A 23979-nucleotide genomic window follows, 5' to 3' on the forward strand; every position below is an offset into this window, starting at 1 on the left:
CGCGGTCAGGCCGTGAAGGCGGCGATGCCCGCCTCCCAGGCGGCTGAGAGGTCCGCGCCCGGGGGGAACCGGCCGTTGAGTTCGAGGACCAGCATCCCGTGGGCGAAGGCCCAGGCGGCGCGGGCGCGGTCCTCGTCGCCGCCCGCCGCCCGGACCAGAGGCGCGGCCGCGGCGTCGGCGGCCGCTCCGTCGGGGATGGAGCGGCCCATGGTCAGGAGGTAGAGGTGCGGGTGGGCGAGGGCGTAGGCGCGGTAGGCGGTGGCGAGGGCGGAGAAGGACCCGGGGGCCGCCGCCTCGGCCGCCGTGAGGACGCCCGCGGTCTCCCGGAGCATCTCGGTGGCCAGCGCCGTCACCACGGACGACTTGTCCGGGAAGTGCTTGTAGAGGGACGGTGCCTTGACGCCGACCCGGTCCGCCAGTCTCCGCATCGTGAGCGCGTCGGGGCCCTCCGCCTCGAGCAGGGTGCGGGCAGCCGAGACGATCTGCCGGGGCCGTCCGGCGGTCGGGGCGGTCGCGAGGTCACTCACACATAAGGCCTTCCCTCGTACGGAGTCGGTACGCGGTCCGTGACCGAGTACGTGATCGTACGAGAGGGGGACGAGCCGGCCGGCGAGCGGCCCGCGAGTGTCCGGAATTGCCCATTCCACAGCATTGTGAGGCACCTCCCGGACGCAGGGACCGGCGGGTGCGCACCCCGGTCTCAGCGCGCGTTCGTCCACCCCGGGGTCCAGGTCCCCGCCGGGTCCTGCCCGGCCGCGGCGGTGTCGAGGTACGAGCGCAGGGTGGCCAGGGCCGGGTGGGGGTTGTCGCGGTGCCAGAGGAGGGAGTGCGGGTAGACGGGCTTCGGCCCGGTGACCGGGATGCGGCGCAGCCCGTGTCCCGCAGGCCAGACGAGACGGGTCTGCCCGCCCATGAAGGTGGCCAGCGCGGGGGTGTCGGCGACGGTGTCGAGCAGGGCGTCGGAGCCGAAGTTGGGGCCGGTCGCCTCGATGGTCAGGCCGAACTCGGCGACGAGGTCGTCGTAGTAGGCGGCCCACTCCGTCCCGGGGACGATGCCGGGCATCCAGATCCGGTGTCCCGTGAGCTCGGCGAGGGTCACCGAGCGGGCTCCCGCGAGCGCGTGGTGCGGGCCGGTGAGGAGTTCGAGGTCCTCGTCGAGGACCCGCGCGGAGGCGATGTCCTCGGGCAGCGGCAGGCCGGGGGCGGTGACGGCGCGGAAGGACGCGTCGATCTCTCCGGACCGGATGGCGGCGACGGCCGTCTCGATGGAGAAGAGCATCACCACGTCGAGGTCGATCTCGGGGTGCGCCCCGTGGAAGGCCCGCATCAGGCCCGATGCCGCGCCCCGTGAGGCGATGATGTCGACCCGGAGCGGGCGGCGGCCGGTGCGTACGGAGGTGGCCGCGCGTTCGGCGACGCGGAGCAGTTCACGTGCGTGCGGCAGGAAGGCCTGGCCGTCGATGGTGGGCTCGGCCCCCCGCGCGGTGCGGGTGAACAGCCGCACGCCGAGGGTGCGCTCCAGCGCGGCGACGCGTTTGGAGACGGCCTGCTGGGTGACGCCCAGCTCGTCGGCCGCCTCGCGGAACCGTCCCGCGTCCAGGACGGCGACGAAGGTCCGGACGGCATCGAGATCCATACGGACACTCTAGGCCGGGCATCCGCTCCAGGCGGGCATCGGAACAACCGGTGGTTGTTCCCGCGGCGACGACGGTTGTTTGATCCCTGGTCGGGGGTCTCGCTTTGATGGGTTCGTACGCGGACGGGTTGTACGAGCGCAGGCAAGGAGCGCCGAGGGATGGGGAGCGGGCACCGGCTGGGGCGACCGTTCGGGTGGCTCTGGGGAGCGTACGGGACGAGCGCGCTCGGCACCTGGCTCGCCTTCGGGGCGTTCCCGCTGATCGCGATCCAGGCGCTCGACGCCGGGCCGGCCGAGGTCGCCGCGCTCTCCGCCGTGGGGGCGGCGGCGGGCGCGGCGGTGGCGGTGCCGCTCGGCCCCTGGGTGGAGTTCCGCCGCAAGCGGCCGGTGCTGATCGCGATGGACCTGGTGCGGTGCGCGGCGCTGCTGACAGTCCCCGCCGCGTACGGGCTCGGAGTGCTCACCCTCCTCCAGCTCGCGCTGGTCTCGGTCCTCGTCGCGGCGTCCGACATCACCTTCCGGGCGGCCTCGGGCGCATACCTGAAGACGCTGCTGAGCGCGGAGGACCTGCTCGTCGCCAACGCCCGGTTCGAGTCCACGGCCTGGACGGCGACGATCGTCGGGCCGCCGCTGGGCGGTGCGCTGACCGGGCTCCTCGGTCCCGTGGCGACGGTCGCGGCGGACGCTGCCAGCTATCTGCTGTCGGCGCTGGGGCTTCGCATGACGGGCGGGAAGGAGCCGCCCCCCGGGCACCGGGACGTGGTACGGCTACGGGCCGGGGACCTGCTGGACGGCTGGCGGTACATCCTGGCCGACGCGACCCTGCGGCCGCTCTTCCTGAACACCGCCCTTTTCAACGGCCTGGTGATGGCCTCCTCCCCGCTGCTGGCCGTCCTGATGCTGGGTGAGCTCGGCTTCGCGCCCTGGCAGTACGGTCTCGCCTTCGCCGCCCCCTCGGTCGCCGGCCTGCTGGGGTCCGGGCTGGCCCGGCCGCTGGTGACCCGGTTCGGGCAGCACCGGGTGCTGGCCTGGTCCGGGACTCTGCGGGCGCTGTGGCCGGTCGGGCTGACCTTCGTGGGGCCCGGTACCGGTGGGCTGCTGCTGGTCATCGGCGTCGAGACCGGCCTGATCCTCTGCTGCGGCGTCTTCAACCCGGTCTCGGCCACCTGCCGCCTGGAGCGCACCGCCGCGGACCGGGTCGTCCGCGCGCTGTCCGCCTGGTCCGTGACGGCCAAGGCGGCGACCGCGCTCCTGACCGCCGCCTGGGGTGTGCTGGGAAGCCTGGCCGGTCCGCGTACGGCCGTCGGGCTGGCCGGGCTGTTCCTGCTGGCGACGCCTCTGCTGATGCCCCGCCGGACGCCGTCCCCCGTGGAGGCGGAGCCGGTCCGGTAGTGGCGTGCGCGAGAGCCGGCCGGTGAGCCCTTCCGGTCACAGCGCCGGGCACGGCGCCCGAGGGACGGCCCGTACCCTTGCCGGGGGCTCCCACCCGCCCGGGGCCCTGCGCCGCGTGTGAAAAGGAGACCCTCGTGCTCGTGCTGTTGCCGCCCTCCGAAGGTAAGGCCGCCTCGGGGCGCGGGGCACCGCTGAAGCCGGAGTCGTTGTCCCTGCCGGGTCTCGCCGGCGCGCGGGCCGCGATCCTCGACGAACTCGTCGAGCTCTGCGTGGCGGACGAGGAGAAGGCCCGGGAGGTACTGGGCCTGAGCGAGGGGCTGCGCGGCGAGATCGCGAAGAACGCGGAGCTGCGTACGGCCGGGACCCGTCCGGCTGGGGAGATCTACACCGGCGTGCTGTACGACGCCCTCGGCCTGGCCACGCTGGACACGGCGGCCAAGCGGCGGGCGGCCACGTCGCTGCTGGTCTTCTCCGGGCTGTGGGGTGCGGTGCGGGTGAGCGACCGGATCCCCTCCTACCGCCTGTCGATGGGGGTCAGGCTGCCGGGCCTCGGAGCGCTGAACGCGTACTGGCGGGCCCCGATGGCGTCGGTCATGCCCGAGGCGGCGGGGGACGGCCTGGTCCTGGACCTGCGGTCGTCCGCGTACGCCGGCGCATGGAAGCCGGCGGGCGAGGTCGCGGAACGCACGGCGAGCGTGCGGGTGCTCCAGTCACGGATGGTCGACGGGGTGGAGAAGCGGTCCGTGGTCAGCCACTTCAACAAGGCGACGAAGGGGCGTCTGGTCCGCGACCTGCTGGTGGCGGGCGCCCGCCCGAAGGGACCCGCCGAGCTGGTGGGGGTCCTGCGTGACCTCGGCCACGTGGTGGAGGCGCAGGCGCCTGCACGGGCGGGACGGCCGTGGTCGCTGGACGTCGTGGTCACCGAGATCCACTGACCCGGAGGACGCGCGCCCCACGCGGACACCGGCGCGAGCACACCGGCCCGACGGCGCACAGAGGCACAGGCGCACGGACGCACGACACACAGGCGCGTGCGACTCCGCACGGAAGGCGGGCGTTGCAGCATGCGCAACGCGCGTTGCGCAGTGTGCGGTTCTCGCGGCAGGATGAAGCCATGACCTCCTCCGCGCCCTCCGCCGTGTCCGCCTCCGTCCTCGATCTCGCCCCCGTGGTCCCCGTCGTCGTCCTGGAGGACGCCGCCGACGCGGTGCCGCTGGCTCGCGCACTCGTCGCCGGGGGGCTGCCCGCGATCGAGGTCACGCTGCGGACGGCGGCCGCGCTGGATTCCATCCGGGCGATCGCCGCCGAGGTACCGGACGCGGTGGTCGGCGCCGGCACGGTGATCTCCCGGGCACATGTGGAGGACACTGTCGCGGCCGGTGCGCGCTTCCTGGTCAGCCCCGGCTGGACCGACGCCCTCCTGGAGGCGATGAAGGCGTCGGGCGTGCCCTTCCTCCCCGGCGTCTCGACGACCTCCGAGGTCGTCGCGCTGCTGGAGCGCGGGGTCACCGAGATGAAGTTCTTCCCGGCCGAGGCCGCGGGCGGGACCGCCTACCTGAAGGCGCTCTCCTCGCCGCTCCCCCAGGCACGGTTCTGCCCGACGGGCGGCATCTCGCTCGCCTCGGCGCCGTCGTACCTGGCCCTGCCCAACGTGGGCTGCGTGGGCGGCAGCTGGATGGTTCCCGGCGACGCCGTCGCCGCCAAGGACTGGGCGCGCGTCGAGCGGCTCGCCGCCGAGGCTTCGGCACTGGCCGGGGGCTGAGCCCCGGGCGGTCCCCGGTGCGGGTGGGGCCCGTCCTCCCGTACGGCGCGTGCCGTACGGGAGGACGGGCCCCACTGCCGCTCCTACCGCAGGTGCGAGGTGTCGTTGAGGACCCTCAGCGAGGCGTTGCCGTCCGCGTAGTAGGCCACCGTCGAGACGGACGCGGGCGACAGTTCCATGCGGAAGAGCGAGTCCGGCGGGGCTCCGAGCGCGAGCCGTACCAGCGTCTTGATCGGCGTGACATGGGTGACCAGGAGCGTCGTGCGCCCGCCGTGGCGGGCGATCAGCCGGTCACGGGCCGCCGAGACCCGCTCCGCCACCTCGGCGAAGCTCTCGCCTCCGCCCGTGGGTGCCGCGTCGGGGGATGACAGCCAGGTGGTCAGGTCCGCGGCGTACCGCTCCCGCACCTCGGCGAAGGTGAGCCCCTCCCAGGCGCCGAAGTCCGTCTCGCGCAGCCCCTCCTCGATCCGGACCTCCAGGCCCAGCCGGGAGGCCACGGCCTGCGCGGTCTCCCGGCAGCGGCGCAGCGGTGAGCTGACGATGTCCTGGATTGCGCCGCGCGCGGCGAACGCCTCGGCGGCGCGGGCCGCCTGATCGCGCCCGGTGGCCGACAGCTCAGGGTCGCCGCCGCCGCTCCCCGAGAACCGCTTCTCGGGGGTGAGGGCCGTCTCGCCGTGGCGCAGCAGGGCGAAGACCGTGGGCGTGCCCAGATCGGGTGCGCTTCCCCAGCCCACCTGCGGTGTGGTGTCCGCCTGCGGGGTCGTGGAGGCCGCCGCCGGGCGGGCCTTCGCCATCGCGGCCCGCACCTTCGCCGCTCCGGCCACGGCGTCGCCGGGCGGTCCGTCGACGGGCAGGGGCTTCGCCGGGGTGCGCGCCGTACCCCGGTCGGCCTTCGAGGCCCCGGGGTCCCACTGCTCGCCCCGCCCGCCCGCGTCCATCGCCTCGTTGGCGAGCCGGTCGGCGTGCTTGTTCTGCGCGCGGGGGATCCACTCGTACGTGACCGAGGAGGCGGGCAGGATGCCCGCGGCCTCCTGGGCCAGCGGCTTCATGGCGGGGTGCTTGATCTGCCAGCGGCCCGACATCTGCTCGACCACCAGCTTGGAGTCCATCCGCACGCTCACCTGCACGGTGGTGTCCGGGAAGAGGGACCTGACCGCGGTGAGGCCCGCGATCAGCCCCCTGTACTCGGCCACGTTGTTCGTCGCGACGCCGATGTACTCGGCGGCCTCGGCGAGCACCCCGCCGGTCTCCGGGTCGATGACGACAGCGCCGTAACCGGCGGGCCCCGGGTTGCCGCGGGACCCTCCGTCGGCTTCGACGACCACCCGGCGGGGAGCGGCCATTACAGCCCGGACTCCGAGGTGCGGACCAGGATGCGGCGGCAGTTCTCGCAGCGGAGCACCGTGTCGGGGGAGGCCGCCTTCACGTCGTTGACCTCGGTGATGTTCAGCTCCAGCCGGCAGCCCTCGCAGCGGCGCTGGTAAAGACGGGCGGCGCCCACGCCGCCCTGCTGGGCGCGGAGCTTGTCGTAGAGCTTGAGCAGGTCGGCGGGGACGGCACCGGCGACGACCTCGCGGTCCTTGGCGACGCCCGCGGCCTCGGCCTCCAGCTCCTTGGTCGCGGCGTCCCTGCGGGCGGTGGCGTCGTCGACCTTGGCCTGCACGGCGCTCACGCGCTCGGTCAGCTCGGCCACCCGCTCCTGGGCGGACTCACGGCGCTCCATGATCTCGAGGACGATGTCCTCCAGGTCGCCCTGGCGCTTGGCGAGCGAGGTGATCTCGCGCTGCAGGCTCTCCAGGTCCTTGGACGAGGAGACCGCACCCGAGTCGAGCCGCTGCTGGTCGCGGACGGCGCGCTGGCGCACCTGGTCGACGTCCTGCTCCGCCTTGGTCTGCTCGCGGGTGGTGTCGCTCTCCTCGGTCTGCGAGGCGACGAGCAGGTCGCGCAGCTGGGCGAGGTCGCTTCCCAGCGATTCGAGCTCGGCGTGCTCGGGCAGCGAGGTGCGCTTGTGGGAGAGCTGCGACAGACGTACGTCGAGTGCCTGGACTTCGAGGAGTCGGATCTGGTCGGCGGGCGCGGCGTTCAGTTGGGGGCTCCAGAAGAGTGGTGGGTGGTCCAGGGGTCGGTGACCTGCTTCGAGACGTGGACCCTCAGGTCCCATCCGTGGCGGTCGGAAAGTGCGTCGAGTTGCGCTGCGGCCTGCTCGCACCAGGGCCATTCGGTAGCCCAGTGTGCGGCATCGACGAGGCCGAGCGGGGAGTGCTGGACGGCCTCGGACGCCGGGTGGTGGCGCAGGTCCGCGGTGAGGAAGGCGTCCACCCCGGCCGCGCGCACGGCGTCGAAGAGGCTGTCGCCGGAGCCGCCGCTGACCGCGACGCGGCGTACCACCGCGTCCGGGTCGCCTGCCAGCCGGACGCCCTGCGCGGTGGCGGGCAGCCGGGCGGCGGCGCGGGCGGCGAAGTCGCGGAGGGACTCGGGGTGGTCGAGCTCGCAGACCCGGCCCAGTCCGCGGCGGCCCGTGGCGTCGGACGGGTCGGGGACGAGCGGGCCGGTGACCCGGAGGCCGAGTGCGGCGGCGAGGGCGTCGGAGACGCCGGGGTCCGCGGTGTCCGCGTTGGTGTGCGCGACGTGCAGGGCGATGTCGTGCTTGATCAGGTCGTGCACGACCCGGCCCTTGAAGGTGGAGGCGGCGACCGTCGTCGTACCGCGCAGATAGAGCGGGTGGTGGGTGACGATCAGGTGCGCACCGAGGGTGCGGGCCTCGTCCACGACCGGGCCCACGGGGTCGACGGCGAACAGGACCCGGTGGATCTCCGCGTCGGGGTCGCCGCAGACCGTGCCGACGGCGTCCCATCCTTCGGCCCGCTCGGGAGGCCACAGGGCGTCGAGCTCGGCGATGACTTCAGACAGACGGGGCACGGGAGAAAGGCTACCTGCCCACCGCACCCCGCCGCCCCTGCCCGCCGGTCCCGGGACAGGAGGGCCGGCGGGCGGTACGGACCGCAGCGCCGGTACCGCCGTGGTGCGGGCCACCCGGGGCGGGGACGGCCGGTCCGCACCCCGGCCGTACCGGCGGACCTGGCGCGATGACAGAGGGGCATGCGGGCGGCATGTGCCGCTCCGGTACGGGTGGTGCGGGCGAGGGCTGACCGGCCCGGACGGAGGTTCCGACAGCACAGTTTCCTGAGTCTCCGCAGGCGAATCAGGGCATCGGCACCCTTATGTGTGAAGTGCCGAAGCTCGTGTTGTCCGGTGGGAACCGCGAAATCTAGCTTCGGTTGCCGGAGGTGACCGGACCATGACTGCCTGTGCCATCGAGGACAAGACCACCGGAGTCGCAGAGGCTGCGGCGACGGCCGAATCCACGCCCCGCCCCCCTGAACCGGACGGGCCGGTCCGGCCCGGAGAGGCCCACACCATGGCGACTTCCGACGAGGGCGGGGATCCGCTCAGAGCGGGGACTGCCGGCGTCACGGGCGCCGCTGCCCCGTCAGCTCCCGGCGAGGCGGAAACGCCCCGGGAGGACGCGGGTGCGGCACCGAGGACCGCGACGACTCCCGCACCCCCGCCCACCGCCGCTGCGGGCGGGTACGGAACGGGCGCCGCTCCGAGCGGTGCGGCGCCCTCCACCGGCTCCCCGGGCGGACCGGCCGTCACCTTCCCGAGGAGCACGGCATCGCGCGGCGCCGCACCGGGCGGGGCGTCCGGCACCGGCGCTCCGGGCATCTCCGTGCGGGTGAAGGTCGCCCCCGTGTCGCCTGCGGGGCCCGTGCCGCCGGTGCCTGCCGTGCCCCCCGTGCCGGCCGTCCCGCCCGCCGGTGTCGTGGCGCCGGCCCTCTCGGAGGTGCCCCCGGCGGGTCTCGCCGAAGCACCGGAACCGGGGCGGGCGGGCGATGCCCGGGGGCCCGCCGGAGCACCGGCCGCGGCGACGCCAGGCGCGGGCCCCACCGCTCCTGATGCGGAGTACCGGGCCGCACCGGAAACGGTGTCCGTACCGGGCGATGCCGCCGACCGGGCGCAGCAACCGGAGCCGGGGCCGGGGCCGCTCACCATCTCCGCCGACCACTCGTACGCCGCCCGGCTCGCCCCCGCCGGGGGCGGGCCGGGCTGGTGTCCCGAGCGCTGGACGCTCGACGGGCCCGAGCCGTACGCCGTCCCCCTTCCTCTCGACCGCCCAGAGGCGGCGGACGCCGATGTCCTGCCCCTCTCGGACGGTCGGGTCCTGATCCGCCGGCGGGCGGCGGCGGACCGGCACACGTTCTCGCTCCTGTATCCGACCGGGCCGGACACGGGTGAGCTTCCCCTCGGTGCCGTGATCGGGACGGAGCTCGCGCTCCTGCCCCCGTCCCCCGACGGGATGAACGTCCTCGCGCTGCTCCCCGGCGCGCGATCCACCGGCGTCTGGCTGGTGGCGGGCGGGGCGTTCGGCCCGGAGCACATCGCGGACGTCCCGGGGCGGTGCTCGGGGGGCGCCTGGCTCGACCGTGAGGGCCGGCTGCTCGCCCTGGACCGGCAGATGCCGGGCGGCGGGCCGGTGAAGACGATCGTGGTGGACCTGGGGCGCGGCGGAGAGGCGACCCCGTTGCTTCAGATCGCACCGGAGAGCAACGACCGCCTGCTGCTGGCCGACGCCGACAGCGGCCTGCTGCTGGTGCGCTCCGACGCGCCGGGGCAGGACCGGCTCGGCTGGGGCGTGCTCGGCAGCTGTCTGCCGGTGCGCTTTCCCGAGTGCCTGCGCACGCCCGACGTGACGATGACGCCGTTCGCCGTGCAGCCGGGCCAGATGCTGATGCCCGAGTGCTGTGCGGTCGCACTCCGGATCGACGGCGCGGCCGGCAGCTGGGTGGGCCTGTGGCGCCCGGCAGGCCGGCGGCTGCACCAGTACGCGGCGCCCGCCGGTTGGCTGACCGGCACCGGCTTCTGGAGCCGGGACGGTGTGCTGCGTCTGCCGTACGTACCGCCGGACGCGCCCTGTGGCGTGGCGCTGCTGGAGGCTCCCGCCGACGACCCGTACCAGTCCGTCGCGAACGGAACGGCTTCCTCCGCGCAGGCCCCGGAAGCCGGCGCGCGTAAGCCCGTTCCTCTGGGGCAGGCGCCTCTCACCGGCAGGACCGCACCTGGATAAACTCTGCCCCGGGCTACGCAGCCGTACCGTCCGGGCGCCGACGGTGACCGTGCCGGAAGGCGGCGGGGCCGCGACACACACGTAAGCGATTGCAACGGGGAGACTTCCCACATGTCTGAAGCCCGAACCGACACGACCCAGCCGCGTCCGCCCGAGGCGGACACGGAAGGGGCCGAAGCCGGCGGCTACGGAAAGCACCGAGGGGGCGCATCCGCGGAGGGCGCGACATCGCAGCCGCACGGCCGTCACCGCCGCCCCTCCGAAGGGGGTGGCGGCGCGGCGGCCTGAGGCCGCTCCGCACGGGACGAGGGCCGTCGCAGCCGTCCGGCTGCGGCGGCCCTCGGCGTTGCCGCTCCCGGCGGCTCGCGCGTCCGTGACATTTGTCCCGGGCAGCTTCGTACACTCGCCCCTGCCCGGACGAACGGCGGCCCCGTAGCGTCTGGTTCATGACGGGGACGGCTGAGAACGAAGACGGAAGGCCCGCGGTGGTGTTCACCGGCGTGGTCAAGACCTACGGGAGAGCGGGGCGCACGGTCAGGGCGGCCGACGGCGTCGATCTGGTCGTGCGGCGGGGTGAGACCGTGGCCCTGCTGGGGCGCAACGGGGCGGGCAAGTCGACTGCCATCGGCCTGCTCCTGGGGCTCGACACCCCCGACTCCGGCACGGTGCGCCTCCTGGGGCGTCCACCGGAGCAGGCGGTCCGTGCCGGGCTGGCCGGCGCGATGCTCCAGGACGGGCGCCCCATCCCCCGGGTGACGGCGCGTGAGCTGGTGCGGTTCGTCGCCTCCCTCCACCCCCGGCCGCTGCCGGTGGCGGAGACCCTCGACCTGGCCGGAGTGACCGCGTACGCGGACCGGCGCGTCGACAAGCTGTCGGGCGGTCAGGCACAGCGGGTCCGCTTCGCCGTCGCACTGGCGGGCGGTCCGGAACTGGTCGTCCTGGACGAGCCGACGTCCGCACTGGACGTGGAGGCGAGGCGCTCCCTGTGGGAGTCGGTCGGGAAGTTCGCCGAAAGGGGCGGCACGGTGCTGTTCTCCACCCACCAGCTGGACGAGGCCGACCGGTACGCCGACCGGATCGTCGTCATGGACCGGGGCCGGATCGTCGCGGACGGCAGCGGAGAGGAGATCGGACGGTCGGTGGGCGGGGGCCTGGTGTCCTTCGATCCGGCGGGGCTCACCCCCTCCGAACTGGCCTCACTCCCAGGTGTCGTGCACGTGGACATGGCCGGGGGACGCGCTCGGCTGCGTACCGACGACTCGGACGCGACCGTCGTCGCGCTGGCCGCGCTCGGGGCCGTGCGGAACCTCCTGGTCGGCAGGGCGACCCTGGAGGACGCGTTCCTCTCCCTGACCGCACCGCCGGACACCGGGGCGGTCGTCGACGTGCCCGCGGTGACCCGCGTCGGACAGGAGGCCGTGTGATGATCCCGTACATCCTTCTCGAGATGCGCCGTACGCTGCGCGACCCCTCGTACCTGGTCTTCGGGGCGGGCATGCCGGTGATGATGTATCTCCTCTTCACCAACCTCGGCGGCGGCGGCGATTCCGACGACTGGAAGGCCCTGTCGATGGTGGGTATGGCGGCCTACGGGGCGCTCGGCTCGTCCATGGGCATCGGGACGGGCATCGCCGCGGACAAGTCACTCGGCTGGCTGCGGCAGTTGAGGATCACGCCGCTCTCCCAGGGGCGCGCGGTGGCGGGCCGGGCGGTGAGCGGCTCGGTGACGGTCCTGCCCGCCGTTCTCGCCGTCCTGCTGTCCGGGGCGCTCGTCAACGGGGTGCGGCTGGAGATCTGGCAGTGGGCCTCCCTGGTGGTGCTGCTGTGGGCCGGCGCCCTGCCGTTCACCCTGCTGGGGATCGGCAACGGCTACCGGCTCACGCCGCAGGCGACGGGTGTGGTCAACGTGGCCTGCCTGACGGGCTTCGCGGTGATCGGCGGGCTCTGGTTCCCGCTCGACCTGTTCCCCGAATGGCTGCGGGACGTAGGTGAGTTCACCCCCGCGTACGGCTTCTCCGGCCTCGGGCGGTCGGTGATCGCCGGTGATCCGCCGGCCTTCGGGTCCACGGCCGTCCTGGGGGTCTGGCTGGTTCTGTTCGGCCTGTACGCCGCGGTCTCCTACCGCCGCTCGGCCAGGACGGTGTGACCGATGGCGGGCGATCGAGTCGAAGGGCGCCGCATGCGTGGGATGTTCAGGCGGAGGAAGGTCACGGGCGAGCGGCGGCCCGGGCCGCCCGGGCCGTACGTGCTGCTGCCCACACTGCTGATGGGGCTCGGGGGATTCTCCAACCTCTGGAGGGGCGAGACCCCCAACCCCTGGATCGGCGGCCTGGGGCTGTTCGCCTTCAACACCCTCTACATCTCGGTGGTGTTCCGGGGCTTCGACCGTAGGCGGCGCGAGAGCGTCACTTCGTATGTGCTGCTCGCCCTCATGGGCACGGTGACCGTCGGCCTGGCCGTCGGCTACGGCGGCACCTGGCTGCTGTTCTTCCCGGTGTACTCGCTCGCCGTCGGCACGATCCTCCGGGGCCGGCGGCTCGGCATCACCCTGCTGGTGCTGGGGTCGGGAGCGTGTGCGGTGGCGGTGTGGAAGGGCGACCACGTATCGGAGCCGTGGACGATCGGCTACGGGACGGTCATCTCGGGGGCGGTGACCGCGGCGATCCTCACCCTCTCCGAGACGGTGATGGAGCTGCGGGCGACCCGGCGGGAGCTCGCCCGCGCCGCGGTCGAGCAGGAACGGCTGCGGTTCTCGCGCGACCTGCACGACCTGCTCGGCCACACCCTCTCGGTCGTCGTCGTCAAGTCGGAGGCGGCGCGCAGGCTCGCCCCGCACGACGTCGACGCCGCGATCGCCCAGGTCCGCGACATCGAGTCGGTGGGCAGGCAGGCGCTCAGGGAGGTCAGGGAGGCGGTGACGGGTTACCGGGACAGCAGCCTGGCGAGCGAGCTGGAGAGGGCCGGACCGGTGCTGGCAGCCGCGGGGATCGAGGCGGTCGTGGACCGTTCGGGCAGCCCGCCCGGCCCACGGGCCGACGCGCTGCTGGGCTGGGTGGCCCGGGAAGCGGTGACCAACGCCGTACGCCACAGCGGCGCCTCGCGCTGTGTGTTCACCCTGGAGTCCACGGGCGGACGCATCCGGCTGACGGTCGCCGACGACGGCGCCGGCCCCCGGCACGGGCCGGCCACCGGGAACCAAGCGGGCGGAGGGACCGGTGCCGATGCCGGCGGCGGCACGGGGCTGAAGGGGCTGGCCGAACGACTGGCGGCCGTAGGCGGCTCGCTGGAGGCGGGCCGGGCGAAGGACGGCGGGTTCACTGTGACGGCGGAGATGCAGGACGACGCTCCGGGCGGCTCCGAGGAGCGGGCCTGCGGCTGACGGCCGCACCGGCGGGGACACTCCTGTGGCGTAGTGAGGGCTCCCCCGGGCGCCGCGCGGCCTACGCTGATTCCGTGAACGAGATGCCGCAGGACCACCGGCCCACCGCGTCGGTCCGCATCCTGCTCGCCGAGGACCAGGGCATGATGCGCAGCGCGCTCGCGCTGCTCCTCGGGATGGAGCCGGACTTCGAGGTGGTCGCCCAGGTGGAGTCCGGTGACGCCATCGTGGACGCGGCGCTCCACTCCCGCCCGGACGTGGCGCTGCTGGACATCGAACTCCCGGGGCGCAGCGGGCTGGACGCCGCCGCCGACCTGCGCGACGAGGCGCCGGAGTGCCGGGTGCTGATCCTGACGACGTTCGGCAGGCCGGGCTATCTCCGGCGCGCCATGGAGGCCGGGGCGGCGGGCTTCCTGGTGAAGGACGGGCCGGTCGGGGAGCTCGCCAAGGCGATCCGGCGGGTGCTGGGCGGTGAGACGGTGATCGACCCGGCGCTGGCCGCCGCCGCCCTGGGCGCGGGCCCGTGCCCGCTGACCCCCCGCGAACGGGACGCGCTGAACGCGTCGGCGGACGGGGCGACGGTCGCCGACATCGCGGTGAAGCTGAGCCTGTCGGAGTCGACGGTGCGCAACTACCTGTCGTCGGCCATCGGCAAGACGGGCACCCGCAACCGCACGGAGGCGATGCGGGCCGCCCGCTCCCAGGGCTGGCTCTGAGAGCTCGCTCGGGCCGGGCGCCCTCAGGCCTCGGGGAGCGCGGGACGGCGGTCGCGGGCCCGCGACCGGGTTGCACGACCGTGGACAGGGCAGCGCTGTTTCCACGCCGCGTTACACCGGACTGTTTCCACGCCGCGTTTCACCGGGCTGTTCTGCGCCGCGTTTCACCGGGCTGTTTTTACGTCGCGTTCACCGGAATATCTCGGGCGTACGGAAGCGTTCAGCATGCACACACTTGGTGGTCGGCGCTGCCCTCGGGCGGCGCTGCCGCACGTTCCACCCCCGTACCTCTCCCGAACTCCCCCTGCCCGGAGGCCACACGTATGCGACGGACGACGAACAGACAGCGAGCGGGCGAGCTCCCCGCCCCGCCCCGGGGCAGGGGTGGCGGTGTCGTTCCCGTGCTCGCGTTCGCGGGGATCACCGTCGCGGTGATGCAGACCCTGCTCGTCCCCGTCATCAAGGACCTGCCGTCCCTCCTGCGCACCGACCCCGGCGACGCGACCTGGGTGATGACGGCGACGCTGCTCGCCGGCGCCGTCGCGACCCCGATCATGGGGCGGCTGGGCGACCTCTACGGGAAGCGGCGGATGCTGCTGGCCAGCCTCGCGGTGATGGTCGTCGGCTCGCTGATCTGCGCCTCGACCGACACCCTGGTGGTCATGATCGCCGGCAGGGCCCTCCAGGGCTTCGCCATGGGGGCGATCCCGCTGGGGATCGGCATCATGCGCGACGTGCTGCCGCCGGAGAAGCTGGGCTCGGCGATGGCCCTGATGAGCTCCTCCATAGGCGTGGGCGGCGGGCTCGCGCTGCCCGCCGCCGCGCTCGTCGCCCAGCACGCGGACTGGCACGCGCTCTTCCTCGCCTCGGCGGGGCTGGGAGTCCTGGCCATGACCCTGACCGTCCTCGTGGTGCCGGAGCCGCCGCTGCGCGCGCCGGGGCGCTTCGACCTCGTCGGGGCACTGGGCCTCTCCCTCGGCCTGGTCTGCCTGCTGCTCCCGGTCACCAAGGGCTCGGACTGGGGGTGGGGTTCCCCGCTGACCCTCGGCCTGATCGTCGCGTCCCTGGTGATCCTGGTCCTGTGGGGGCTGTTCGAGCTGCGCTCCCCCGCGCCCCTGGTCGATCTGCGGACCAGCGCACGGCGTGAGGTGCTGCTCACCAACCTCGTCTCCATCATGGTGGGCGTCGCGTTCTACGCCGTCTCCCTCGTCCTGCCCCAGCTGCTCCAGCTCCCCGCCGCGACGGGCTACGGTCTCGGGCAGTCGATGGTGGTCGCCGGGCTCTGCGTGGCTCCGCTGGGGCTGACCATGATGTTCGTGGCCCCGCTGTACGCCCGGATCTCGGCCCGCCGCGGCCCCAAGGTCACCCTCATGCTCGGCATGCTGGTCATCGCCGTCGGCTACGGGGCGGGCCTCGGGCTGATGAGCGCCCCCTGGCAGACCGTGGTGATCGCCGTGGTGCTGGGTGCCGGGATCGGACTGGCGTACTCCTCGCTGCCCGCCCTGATCATCGGTGCGGTCGACGCCTCGGAGACGGGAGCGGCCAACGGGCTGAACACGCTGATGCGGTCGATCGGCACCTCGCTGTCGAGCGCGGTGATCGGCATGGTGCTGGCGAACACCTCGGTACGCATGGGCCCGGTGGACGTCCCCAGCATGGAGGGGTTCCGCACCTCGTTCATGATCGCCACCGGGGCGGTGCTGATCGGCCTGGTGCTGGCCGCGTTCCTCCCGGCCCAGCGGCCCGCGCGCCCGGTGCTGCTGGCGAGCAGCGCCGGTGACGCGCGGGACGCGGCGGCGGAGGCCGGGGCCGCGGTCAGCGTGCCGGGGAGTCGAACCTCGGCTCCGTAACGAGCAGCCGGGAGACGTCGGAACCCGCCGCGAGCTCCTGCGGCGGGGCACCCCGGGTGAACAGGCGGGCGGGATGGGCGCCTTCGACGGTGGCGGTGTCGCCCTGCACGCGGAGCCAGGTGCCCTCGCGCAGCCCGAGCACGGGGACGTCGTTCTCCTCCAGGAACTCGGTGAGCCGCTCCTCGCGGGTCTCGCCCTTGTGGGTGCTGGCCGGGTCCGGATCCAGGTAGTGCGGGTTGATCTGGAAGGGGACCAGGCCGAGGGTGTCGAAAGACGGCGGCTGGACGATGGGCATGTCGTTGGAGGTGCGGAGCGTCGGCGCCGCCATGTTGGTGCCGGCGCTGGCGCCCATGTAGGGCAGTCCGCCGCGTGCCGCGTCCCGTACCGCCTCGCGCAGACCGGTGCGGTACAGGGCGTCGAGCAGCCGGAAGGAGTTGCCGCCGCCGATGAACACGGCGTCGGCGTCCGCGAGTACGGCGAGGGGGTCGCGCCCCTCGTGGACGCCGCGTACGCCGATCCCGGACGGTTCCAGGGCCGCGCGTACGCGGGCGGTGTACGTGTCGTGGTCGGCGAGCGCGTACGGCACGAAGGCGAGCCGGGCGGCGGCCGGAAGGAACGCGGTGACGGTCTCCAGCGCGTGTTCCAGGTAACCACGGCCGTGCTGGGTGGAGTTGGAGAGAAGCAGCAGATTCATCTTCGGATCCTCGTACGGGTGGGGCCGGCGGCGCGTGCGCTCGCCGGTTCGGGCGGGGAGCGGCCGTCTCAGGTGGCGCGGGGGCGGCCCGCGCGGGTCTTCGGCCGCTGCGGCGGGTGGGTGAGCCGCTGTTCCAGCAGGTGCGCGGCGTGGCGCAGCGCGTCGAGCCGGTCCTCGGGGGCCCCGCGGAAGCGCTCCTCGCCGCCGCCGAGGCTGAGGCTGCCGTAGGGCTCGCGCCCCAGGAAGACCGGGACGGCGACCGTGGCGATCCCGGCGTCGTACTCACCGACGGTCCAGGCGTAGCCCTGGGCGCGGATCTTCAGGAACTCCTGCTCCAGCAGGTCCGGGTCGGTCACGGTCCGGTCGGTGAAGCGCGCCATGGGCCGGCCCCTGAAGAGCCGGTGCCGCTGCTCGTCGGGGAGGTACGCGTAGAAGGACTTGCTGGTCGCCCCCGCGTGCGCGGGGTAGAGCTCACCGACCAGCGGGTAGTAGCGCAGCGGCCCGGTCTCGCCCTCCTCGGCCGCCACGCACCGCATGTGGAAGCTGTCGGGCAGGGAGAAGAGGACGGTGTCGCCGGTGGCGCGGCGCAGTTCCTCCAGCACGGGCGCGGCCAGCAGTTCGAGCGAGCCCGAGCGTTCCCAGAGCCGGCCCAGGCGCAGCACCGCGGGTCCGATGCGGTAGCGGCGGGTGACGGGGTCGGAGACCAGGAACCCGCGGCCCGCGAGGGTGGCCAGCAGGCGCTGGGCGACGGAGGTGTCCCAGCCGAACTCCGCGGCGACCTCGGTGACGCCCCAGTCGGGGCGGGTGCGCTCGAAGGCGAGCAGGACCAGGAGCGCCCGGTCGACGGTTTGCAGGGCGCCGGCGGGAGTGCGCCGGTCCGGGACGAGATCGGTCATCGGTATCTCACCATTCAGACCTGAATTGCAGATAACGGGAAACTATTGCGCCCTACGGTAGCCGATCCCGAATGTTGCTCCTGCACCCCGCCCCGCGCCCGCCCTGAGCGAGCGCCGGGCGGGTGTCCCGCTCCGAGAAAGGCCCCCCATGCTCAAGTACGTACTGGACATCGTCGAGCTCCTCGACGACCCGCAGGTCTCCGGCAAGTCGGTGGCCGGTTACCTCGACTCCGTGGCCGGGGCCGAGGGCGTGTCCGCCGAGGTCACGACCGTCACCGGCGAGCAGGGGTCGACCGACTTCGTACTCGTCCGCGTCCCGGGCTCGCGTGGGCGCACCTCGGGCGGCGACGCCAGGACACTCGGAGTGGTCGGCCGCCTCGGCGGCGTCGGGGCCCGGCCCGAGGTGACGGGCCTGGTGTCCGACGCGGACGGCGCGGCGGCGGCGGTCGCCACCGCCGCCAAGCTGCTGGACATGCGCCGGCGCGGGGACAGCCTGCCGGGTGACGTGATCATCGCCACGCACATCTGCCCGAGCGCGCCGACCGAGCCGCACGACCCGGTCCCGTTCATGGGGTCCCCGGTGGACATCGCGACGATGAACCGGCACGAGGTCACCGGCGAGATGGAGGCCGTGCTCTCCATCGACACCACCAAGGGCAACCGGATCATCAACCACAAGGGCCTGGCCCTGTCGCCCACCGTCAAGGAGGGCTGGGTGCTCCGGGTCTCCGAGCAGCTCGGAGAGCTCCTGGCCGTCGTGACCGGTGAGCCGTTGGTCACGTACCCGGTGACCACACAGGACATCACCCCGTACGGTAATGGGGCACACCACATCAATTCGATTCTCCAGCCCTCCACCGCGACCGCCGCACCGGTCGTCGGTCTCGCGGTCACCTCGGCCGCCGCGGTGCCGGGCTGCCAGACGGGCGCGAGTCACGAGAGCGACATCGCGTCCGCCGCCCGGTACGCCGTCGAGGTCGCCAAGGCCTTCGGCGCCGGAAACCTGGACTTCCACGACGCGGTGGAGTTCGACAACCTCGTCAACCGCTACGGGTCGCTGGCTCACCTGCAGACCTTCGGCCGCACACCCCTGGAGTCCTGATGGCTTCCGACAACCGGGCCGCCGTCTCGGCTGCCCCCGAGGCCAAGAGCATCGGCAGCGACGACTACGCGCTGTCGCGGGTGCCCCGTGACAAGCGCTTCGGCTTCTGGTCGATGCTCCTGCAGTGGCTGGCCCAGTCCGGGTCGATCTCCCAGTTCACCCTGGGCGCCACCATCGGCGTCGGCATGACCTTCGGCGACGCCTTCCTCGCCTTCACGCTCGGCGCGGTGATCCTGGAGATCGTGATCTTCGCCATCGGCCTGGCCGGGATGCGCGAAGGACTCGCCACCCCGATGCTGACCCGTTGGGCGGGCTTCGGCCGCAACGGTTCCGCGCTGGTCAGCTTCGTCATCGCGGTCAGCCTGGTCGGCTGGTTCGGTGTGCAGAACTCGATCTTCGGCGACAGCGTGTCCGCCCTCGTCGGCGGTCCGTCCTGGCTGTGGTGCGTCCTCGCCGGCGTCGCCATCACCGCTCTGGTGATCTTCGGCTTCAAGTACATGGCGTTCTTCGCGAAGATCGTCGCCCCGCTGTTCTTCGCCATGGTGGCCTGGTCCGTGGTCACCACGCTGAACGACCACTCCGTCAGCGACCTGATCAGCTCGCCGCCCCCCGGCGAGACGATCCCGCTGGCCGTCGCGGCCACCGCCATCGCGGGCGGCTACATGACGGGCGCGATCGTCTCCCCGGAGATGACCCGTTACAACAGGAAGGGCTCGCACGTCTTCCTGCAGAGCGCCTCCTCGATGATCCTCTCCGAGTACATCGTGGGCCTGACCGGTGTGCTGCTGGGCCACCTGGTGAAGTCCAGCGAGGTCTCGCACATCGTGCTCTCCACCTCGGGCGTCTTCGGTGTGATCGTGGTCCTGATGTCCACCGCCAAGATCAACGACTGGAACCTCTACGGCTCCTCGCTCGGCGTCGTCAACTTCTTCCAGGTCGTCTTCGGCAAGCGGCTGCACCGCGGCGTCGTCACCGTCGCCCTCGGTGTCGCGGGCACCCTGCTCTCCGCGGTCGGCATCATGACCCACTTCACGGAGTTCCTCTCCTTCCTGGGCGTGATGATCCCGCCGATCGGCGGCATCGTCGTCGCCGAGTACTGGGTCGTGAAGCGGATGCGGGGGCCCCTGGACGAGACCCGTGAGGCGCAGACGCTCCCGGCGTCCTCGCCCACCTGGGTGCCGATGTCCCTGCTGATCTGGGCGGCGGCCTTCTGCGTCGGCAAGTTCGTCGACGGCGGCATTCCGGCGCTGAACTCGCTCCTCACCGCCTTCGTCCTCTACTGCGTGATCGGCAAGCTGGGCTGGGTCCGGCCGTACGGCACCTCCGCCCTGGAGGACGAGGAGACCGCCCCGACCGCCCCCGTCACCGTGAAGGCAGCAGCATGAGCTTCGTCCCCGCCTCCGAGCAGGCGCAGGAAGAGGTCGTGAGCCTCTGCGCCGACCTGATCCGCTTCGACACCTCCAACCCCACCAGTGACGAGCGCGCGGCCGCCGACTGGGTGGTGGCCCGCCTCGACGAGGTCGGCATCGCCTCCGAACTGGTCGAGTCCGCGCCCGGCCGCGCCAGCGTCATCGCCCGCGTCGAGGGCTCGGATCCCTCCCGGGGCGCCCTGCTGGTCCACGGCCACCTCGACGTGGTGCCGGCCGACGCCTCCGAGTGGCAGGTCCCGCCGTTCTCCGGCGAGATCCGCGACGGCTACCTCTGGGGGCGCGGCGCGATCGACATGAAGGACACGGTGGCGGTCATGCTGGCCACCGCCCGGCACTTCGCCCGGACGGGCACGCGGCCCTCCCGGGACCTGGTCCTCGCCTTCCTCGCCGACGAGGAGGCGGGCGGGAAGTTCGGGGCCCACTGGCTGGTGGAGCACCGCCCGGAGCTGTTCTCCGGGGTCACCGAGGCGATCGGCGAGGGCGGCGGCTTCTCCTTCGCGATCGACGACACCCGCCGGCTGTACCCGATCGAGAACGCCCAGCGCGGCATGGCGTGGATGGAGCTCACGGCGACCGGCCGGGCCGGGCACGGCTCGTCCCCCAACGACGAGAACGCCGTCACCGACCTCGCCGAGTCCCTCACCCGCATCGGCCGCGAGACCTTCCCCGTCCGGCTGATCGAACCGGTACGCGCCCTCCTCCAGGAGGCCGCGCGCCTGTACGGCGTCGAGTTCGACGCGGACGACATCGAGGGCACCCTGTCCCGGCTGGGCCCGGTCGCCGACTTCATGCAGGTGGTGCTGCGCAACTCGGCCAACCCCACGATGTTCTCCGCGGGCTACCAGACCAACGTGATCCCGGGGAAGGCCACGGCGCGGGTGGACGGCCGGTTCCTCCCGGGCCACGAGCAGGAGCTGATCGACACGATCGACCGGCTGCTGCTGCCGTCCGTCAGCCGTGAGTGGGTCAACCACGACATCGCGATGGAGACGTCGTTCGACGGCCCGCTGGTCGACGCGATGTGCGACGCGGTCCGCGCCGAGGACCCGGACGGCCACCCCGTCCCGTACTGCAACCCGGGCGGCACCGACGCCAAGGCCTTCACCCACCTGGGCATCCGCTGCTTCGGCTTCAAGGGGCTGAAGCTCCCGCACGACCTGGACTACGGCCGGCTCTTCCACGGCGTGGACGAACGCGTCCCGCTGGAGGGCCTGCGCTTCGGCGTCCGGGTCATGACCCGACTCTGGCAGAGCTGCTGACCTGACCTCGGCCGCCCTGCCAGGGGCCTGCCCCGACCCGGGCCCACCCCACCCGTACGCCCCCGCCGGTCCCGCCGGCGGGGGCGTACGGCACGATGGGACGCCGTCCGATCCCACGTCCCACCAGGAGGAACCCGTGGCCGCCGAGCCCAAGCCGGAGATTCTTGCCGCGTTCCAGGCAGCCAAGGGCTTCATGCCGCTCCACGAGGGGCTCGCGCTCCACGCCGCCGCGACCGAGGCCGCCGCGCTGGGCCTGCCCCTCCTGGAGGTCGGCACCTACTGCGGGCGGTCCACGATCCTGCTGGCCGCCGCCGCCCGCGACGCGGGGGTGACGGCCCTCACCGTCGACCACCACCGTGGCAGCGAGGAGCAGCAGCCGGGCTGGGAGTACCACGACCCCTCGGTCGTGGACCCGGAGATCGGTCTGATGGACACGCTCCCGACGTTCCGGCGCACCCTGCACCGGGCGGGCCTGGAGGACCACGTGGTGGCGCTCGTCGGGCGCTCCCCCCAGGTCGCCGCGGTGTGGAGCGGGCCGCTCGGTCTCGTGTTCATCGACGGCGGACACACCGACGAGCACGCGAACGGTGACTACGAGGGGTGGGCGCCCAAGGTGGCCGAGGGCGGCCTGCTCGTCATCCACGACGTCTTCCCGGACCCGGCCGACGGAGGGCAGGCCCCCTACCGCGTCCACCAACGGGCCCTGGCCTCGGGGGCGTTCACCGAGATCTCGGTCACGGACTCGCTGCGTGTGCTGTGCCGTACGGGGACGGGGATCTGAGGACCACGGATAGCATGCGCGACGTGCGCCCCCACGACTCCGCTCCCTCCACGTCCCGCCCTCGCCGCAGGCCCCTCCTCGCCTCGGCGGCCCTGACCGGCCTCTGCCTGGCCGCGACGGCCGGATGCGCCGGCGGCGGCGAGGCCCCGTCCTCCCCCGCCCCCGCCACCGAGGCACCCGCCGGGTCCACGGCCGCGCGGCCGGCGCCCACGGCGCCGCTCGGCGGCCGGACCGTGGTGATCGACCCCGGGCACAACCCCGGCAACCGCGACCACCCGCGGGAGATCGGCGCCCAGGTCGGCATCGGCACCGGGCACAAGGAGTGCGACACCACCGGTACGGCCACCAACTCGGGTTACGCGGAGGCCCGGTTCACCCTCGACGTGTCCCGCCGGCTGCGCACCCTGCTGGAGGCCGAGGGCGCGAAGGTGGTCCTCACCCAGGACGGCGACCGCCCCTTCGGGCCGTGCGTCGACGAGCGGGCGCGGATCGGCAACAAGGCGAAGGCCGACGCGGTCGTCTCGGTCCACGCGGACGGTTCCGCGACCGGAAACCGGGGGTTCCACGTCATTCTCCCCGCGGCGGTGAACGGCGGCGACGCGGACACCGCGAAGATCGTGGCCCCCTCGCGTGAACTGGGAGAACGGATTGCGGGGAATTTCGCACGCATTACCGGAAGCACCCCTTCCAATTACATCGGGGGCGGTACCGGGCTCGACACCAGGAGCGATCTCGGCGGCCTGAATCTGTCGACCGTGCCCAAAGTGTTCATCGAATGCGGCAATATGCGTGATCCGGATGACGCCGCCCTGCTCACCCGCGAGAGCTGGCGCCAGAAGGCGGCTCTCGGCATCGCCGAGGGCGTCACCAGCTATCTCAAGAGGTAGTTCTGCGGTGAAAGTGGCGACATCGGGGGGATGGCTTGTCCGGTGTGCGGGCACCGGCACAACCCGCCCCGGCAGACGATAGATTCATCCGTACGATGGGGTGCCGCCTCCGAGCTTCACGCCGTACCCGCCGTCCAGGCGGCATCGACGACCGCCCCGACGAGACGACCGACTAAGGACCTTCACGTGAATATCCGCTCCCTCACTCGAGGCGACGGCGTGGTGATCGGAGCAGCGGTCGTGCTGTTCATCGCCTCTTTCCTCGACCTCTCCGGCTACGACTGCCCCTCGGGCGTGGACTGCTCGGGCTTCAGCAGCGCGAACGCCTGGGACTCGCTCTCCCTCCTGATGGGGATCTACCTGGCGGGAATCATCGGTGCCGCGCTGCTGATCGTCAGCCGTGCGATGCCGGGCCGCAAGGTGGTGGGCTTCGAACTCGGCCAGTTCGGCGCCGCGTTGACCGTGTACGCCCTGTGGACGATGTTCTGGACGATCATCGACGCGGGTGACGCGGGCGCCGGCCTGATCCTCGGCCTGCTCGCCACCCTCGTACTGGCCGGCGCCGCCGTGGCGACCCCGATGGTCCCCGCGCTCAAGGCGCCGCTGATGGGCGCCCCGCGTCCGGCGCAGACCCCGCAGCCGGCCTTCGGCCAGCAGCCCGGCCAGGGTTACGGCTACCCCGGTGCACAGCAGCCGTACGGCCAGACGCAGCCCTACGGCGCCCAGCAGCCCGGCGGGCCGGACCACCAGCAGGCCGCGCCTCAGGCGCCCCAGGGCGGCGGTGCCCCGGCCGGTGACTTCACCCCGTTCTGGTTCGCGGTGCCGGTCGCCCGGCCGCTCTACGGCGAGGACGGCGCCCCGAACCCGATCGCCGAACTCGCCCCCGGCACCTGGTACCTCGCGGTCGAGCAGCGCGGCACGGGCCTCATCGCCCAGACGCAGGACGGCCGTCGCGGTGTCCTCCAGGACACCACGGGCATCCAGCGCGGCTGAGCCCCGAGCGCAGAGCGAGCCCCGCCCTCCTCAGGGCGGGGCTCGTCGCGTGTCCGGGCGTCGCCGCCCCCGACGCA

General features: G+C 73.2%; 22 protein-coding genes. 15 read left to right on the forward strand and 7 right to left on the reverse strand.

Annotation, left to right across the window (positions count from 1 at the left end; translation table 11 throughout):
* Positions 1 to 5 precede the first annotated feature (5 nt).
* Positions 6 to 527 (reverse strand): TetR/AcrR family transcriptional regulator, encoded by a 522-nt coding sequence (locus tag ACFXOA_RS11830; protein WP_385025366.1) that lies wholly within the window; start codon positions 525 to 527, stop codon positions 6 to 8.
* 173 nt (positions 528 to 700) lie between these two features.
* On the reverse strand, positions 701 to 1636 hold the full coding sequence (locus ACFXOA_RS11835; RefSeq protein WP_385025369.1) for a LysR family transcriptional regulator: 936 nt from the start codon (positions 1634 to 1636) through the stop codon (positions 701 to 703).
* A gap of 159 nt (positions 1637 to 1795) precedes the next feature.
* Between ACFXOA_RS11835 and ACFXOA_RS11840 the strand changes: the two genes are divergently transcribed.
* The 3 genes from ACFXOA_RS11840 (at position 1796) to eda (ending at position 4790) form a co-directional block, all read left to right on the forward strand.
* Positions 1796 to 3028 carry an MFS transporter gene (locus ACFXOA_RS11840; RefSeq protein WP_385025372.1) on the forward strand — a complete coding sequence of 411 codons (1233 nt, stop codon included), beginning with the start codon at positions 1796 to 1798 and terminating at the stop codon, positions 3026 to 3028.
* A 134-nt stretch (positions 3029 to 3162) separates the two neighbouring features.
* Positions 3163 to 3963: a peroxide stress protein YaaA gene (yaaA, locus tag ACFXOA_RS11845; protein WP_385025375.1), complete on the forward strand. Its 801-nt coding sequence runs from the start codon at positions 3163 to 3165 to the stop codon at positions 3961 to 3963.
* Between the two features lie 179 nt (positions 3964 to 4142).
* Positions 4143 to 4790: a bifunctional 4-hydroxy-2-oxoglutarate aldolase/2-dehydro-3-deoxy-phosphogluconate aldolase gene (gene eda, locus ACFXOA_RS11850; RefSeq protein WP_385025378.1), complete on the forward strand. Its 648-nt coding sequence runs from the start codon at positions 4143 to 4145 to the stop codon at positions 4788 to 4790.
* 83 nt (positions 4791 to 4873) lie between these two features.
* Here the strand turns inward: eda and ACFXOA_RS11855 are convergent, their stop codons facing one another.
* The 3 genes from ACFXOA_RS11855 to ACFXOA_RS11865 are packed head-to-tail and all read right to left on the reverse strand — an operon-like array spanning position 4874 to position 7709.
* The gene (locus ACFXOA_RS11855) at positions 4874 to 6133 is read right to left on the reverse strand and encodes a bifunctional RNase H/acid phosphatase (protein ID WP_385025381.1); all 1260 of its coding nucleotides are present in this window, start codon (positions 6131 to 6133) and stop codon (positions 4874 to 4876) included.
* Positions 6133 to 6876: a C4-type zinc ribbon domain-containing protein gene (locus ACFXOA_RS11860; RefSeq protein ID WP_365095139.1), complete on the reverse strand. Its 744-nt coding sequence runs from the start codon at positions 6874 to 6876 to the stop codon at positions 6133 to 6135. The genes ACFXOA_RS11855 and ACFXOA_RS11860 overlap by 1 nt, the downstream gene beginning before the upstream one ends.
* Complete coding sequence (locus ACFXOA_RS11865; RefSeq protein ID WP_385025384.1) at positions 6873 to 7709, reverse strand: Nif3-like dinuclear metal center hexameric protein; 837 nt, start codon at positions 7707 to 7709, stop codon at positions 6873 to 6875. The genes ACFXOA_RS11860 and ACFXOA_RS11865 overlap by 4 nt, the downstream gene beginning before the upstream one ends.
* Before the next feature lie 925 nt (positions 7710 to 8634).
* Here ACFXOA_RS11865 and ACFXOA_RS11870 point away from each other — a divergent pair.
* The 6 genes from ACFXOA_RS11870 (at position 8635) to ACFXOA_RS11895 (ending at position 15860) form a co-directional block, all read left to right on the forward strand.
* The gene (locus ACFXOA_RS11870) at positions 8635 to 9915 is read left to right on the forward strand and encodes a hypothetical protein (protein ID WP_385025537.1); all 1281 of its coding nucleotides are present in this window, start codon (positions 8635 to 8637) and stop codon (positions 9913 to 9915) included.
* A 446-nt stretch (positions 9916 to 10361) separates the two neighbouring features.
* Complete coding sequence (locus ACFXOA_RS11875) at positions 10362 to 11339, forward strand: ABC transporter ATP-binding protein (protein WP_385025387.1); 978 nt, start codon at positions 10362 to 10364, stop codon at positions 11337 to 11339.
* Positions 11339 to 12061, forward strand: coding sequence for an ABC transporter permease (locus ACFXOA_RS11880; RefSeq protein ID WP_385025390.1), 723 nt, complete (start codon positions 11339 to 11341; stop codon positions 12059 to 12061). Before ACFXOA_RS11875 ends, ACFXOA_RS11880 begins: the two co-directional genes overlap by 1 nt.
* Positions 12062 to 12064: 3 nt before the next feature.
* Entirely contained in the window at positions 12065 to 13294 is a 1230-nt protein-coding gene (locus ACFXOA_RS11885) for a sensor histidine kinase (RefSeq protein WP_385025393.1), read from the forward strand.
* An 83-nt stretch (positions 13295 to 13377) separates the two neighbouring features.
* Positions 13378 to 14010: a response regulator gene (locus tag ACFXOA_RS11890; RefSeq protein ID WP_385025540.1), complete on the forward strand. Its 633-nt coding sequence runs from the start codon at positions 13378 to 13380 to the stop codon at positions 14008 to 14010.
* Positions 14011 to 14333: 323 nt separating this feature from the next.
* Positions 14334 to 15860: an MFS transporter gene (locus ACFXOA_RS11895; protein WP_385025396.1), complete on the forward strand. Its 1527-nt coding sequence runs from the start codon at positions 14334 to 14336 to the stop codon at positions 15858 to 15860.
* Here the strand turns inward: ACFXOA_RS11895 and pepE are convergent.
* Both pepE and ACFXOA_RS11905 read right to left on the reverse strand, forming a co-directional pair.
* Entirely contained in the window at positions 15826 to 16554 is a 729-nt protein-coding gene (pepE, locus tag ACFXOA_RS11900; RefSeq protein ID WP_385025399.1) for a dipeptidase PepE, read from the reverse strand. The genes ACFXOA_RS11895 and pepE overlap by 35 nt on opposite strands.
* Before the next feature lie 68 nt (positions 16555 to 16622).
* Positions 16623 to 17450, reverse strand: a complete 828-nt coding sequence (locus ACFXOA_RS11905) for an IclR family transcriptional regulator (protein WP_385025402.1) — start codon at positions 17448 to 17450, stop codon at positions 16623 to 16625.
* Positions 17451 to 17598: 148 nt separating this feature from the next.
* Here ACFXOA_RS11905 and ACFXOA_RS11910 point away from each other — a divergent pair, with 148 nt between their 5' ends.
* From ACFXOA_RS11910 to ACFXOA_RS11935, 6 genes are all read left to right on the forward strand, one after another.
* On the forward strand, positions 17599 to 18552 hold the full coding sequence (locus tag ACFXOA_RS11910; RefSeq protein ID WP_385025405.1) for a DUF1177 domain-containing protein: 954 nt from the start codon (positions 17599 to 17601) through the stop codon (positions 18550 to 18552).
* Entirely contained in the window at positions 18552 to 19937 is a 1386-nt protein-coding gene (locus tag ACFXOA_RS11915; RefSeq protein ID WP_385025408.1) for a cytosine permease, read from the forward strand. Before ACFXOA_RS11910 ends, ACFXOA_RS11915 begins: the two co-directional genes overlap by 1 nt.
* Positions 19934 to 21241 carry a M20/M25/M40 family metallo-hydrolase gene (locus ACFXOA_RS11920; RefSeq protein ID WP_385025411.1) on the forward strand — a complete coding sequence of 436 codons (1308 nt, stop codon included), beginning with the start codon at positions 19934 to 19936 and terminating at the stop codon, positions 21239 to 21241. Before ACFXOA_RS11915 ends, ACFXOA_RS11920 begins: the two co-directional genes overlap by 4 nt.
* Positions 21242 to 21434: 193 nt before the next feature.
* A complete protein-coding gene (locus ACFXOA_RS11925) occupies positions 21435 to 22022 on the forward strand; it encodes a class I SAM-dependent methyltransferase (protein ID WP_385025544.1) in 588 nt (195 codons plus the stop codon).
* A 14-nt stretch (positions 22023 to 22036) separates the two neighbouring features.
* A complete protein-coding gene (locus ACFXOA_RS11930) occupies positions 22037 to 22909 on the forward strand; it encodes an N-acetylmuramoyl-L-alanine amidase (protein ID WP_385025414.1) in 873 nt (290 codons plus the stop codon).
* Positions 22910 to 23095: 186 nt separating this feature from the next.
* Complete coding sequence (locus tag ACFXOA_RS11935; RefSeq protein ID WP_385025416.1) at positions 23096 to 23902, forward strand: hypothetical protein; 807 nt, start codon at positions 23096 to 23098, stop codon at positions 23900 to 23902.
* Positions 23903 to 23979: the final 77 nt, after the last annotated feature.

The organism is Streptomyces sp. NPDC059166 (assembly GCF_042755185.1).
Classification (GTDB): Bacteria; Actinomycetota; Actinomycetes; order Streptomycetales; family Streptomycetaceae; genus Streptomyces.

What these genes read in the sequence shown, in the direction of transcription:
- ACFXOA_RS11835 (WP_385025369.1), bottom strand. Translation starts at nt 1,636, where the DNA reads ATGGATCTCGATGCCGTCCGGACCTTCGTCGCCGTCCTGGACGCGGGA.
- ACFXOA_RS11840 (WP_385025372.1), top strand. Translation starts at nt 1,796, where the DNA reads ATGGGGAGCGGGCACCGGCTGGGGCGACCGTTCGGGTGGCTCTGGGGA.
- eda (WP_385025378.1), top strand. Translation starts at nt 4,143, where the DNA reads ATGACCTCCTCCGCGCCCTCCGCCGTGTCCGCCTCCGTCCTCGATCTC.
- ACFXOA_RS11855 (WP_385025381.1), bottom strand. Translation starts at nt 6,133, where the DNA reads ATGGCCGCTCCCCGCCGGGTGGTCGTCGAAGCCGACGGAGGGTCCCGC.
- ACFXOA_RS11875 (WP_385025387.1), top strand. Translation starts at nt 10,362, where the DNA reads ATGACGGGGACGGCTGAGAACGAAGACGGAAGGCCCGCGGTGGTGTTC.
- ACFXOA_RS11880 (WP_385025390.1), top strand. Translation starts at nt 11,339, where the DNA reads ATGATCCCGTACATCCTTCTCGAGATGCGCCGTACGCTGCGCGACCCC.
- ACFXOA_RS11885 (WP_385025393.1), top strand. Translation starts at nt 12,065, where the DNA reads ATGGCGGGCGATCGAGTCGAAGGGCGCCGCATGCGTGGGATGTTCAGG.
- ACFXOA_RS11890 (WP_385025540.1), top strand. Translation starts at nt 13,378, where the DNA reads ATGCCGCAGGACCACCGGCCCACCGCGTCGGTCCGCATCCTGCTCGCC.
- ACFXOA_RS11895 (WP_385025396.1), top strand. Translation starts at nt 14,334, where the DNA reads ATGCGACGGACGACGAACAGACAGCGAGCGGGCGAGCTCCCCGCCCCG.
- pepE (WP_385025399.1), bottom strand. Translation starts at nt 16,554, where the DNA reads ATGAATCTGCTGCTTCTCTCCAACTCCACCCAGCACGGCCGTGGTTAC.
- ACFXOA_RS11905 (WP_385025402.1), bottom strand. Translation starts at nt 17,450, where the DNA reads ATGACCGATCTCGTCCCGGACCGGCGCACTCCCGCCGGCGCCCTGCAA.
- ACFXOA_RS11910 (WP_385025405.1), top strand. Translation starts at nt 17,599, where the DNA reads ATGCTCAAGTACGTACTGGACATCGTCGAGCTCCTCGACGACCCGCAG.
- ACFXOA_RS11915 (WP_385025408.1), top strand. Translation starts at nt 18,552, where the DNA reads ATGGCTTCCGACAACCGGGCCGCCGTCTCGGCTGCCCCCGAGGCCAAG.
- ACFXOA_RS11920 (WP_385025411.1), top strand. Translation starts at nt 19,934, where the DNA reads ATGAGCTTCGTCCCCGCCTCCGAGCAGGCGCAGGAAGAGGTCGTGAGC.
- ACFXOA_RS11925 (WP_385025544.1), top strand. Translation starts at nt 21,435, where the DNA reads ATGCCGCTCCACGAGGGGCTCGCGCTCCACGCCGCCGCGACCGAGGCC.
- ACFXOA_RS11930 (WP_385025414.1), top strand. Translation starts at nt 22,037, where the DNA reads ATGCGCGACGTGCGCCCCCACGACTCCGCTCCCTCCACGTCCCGCCCT.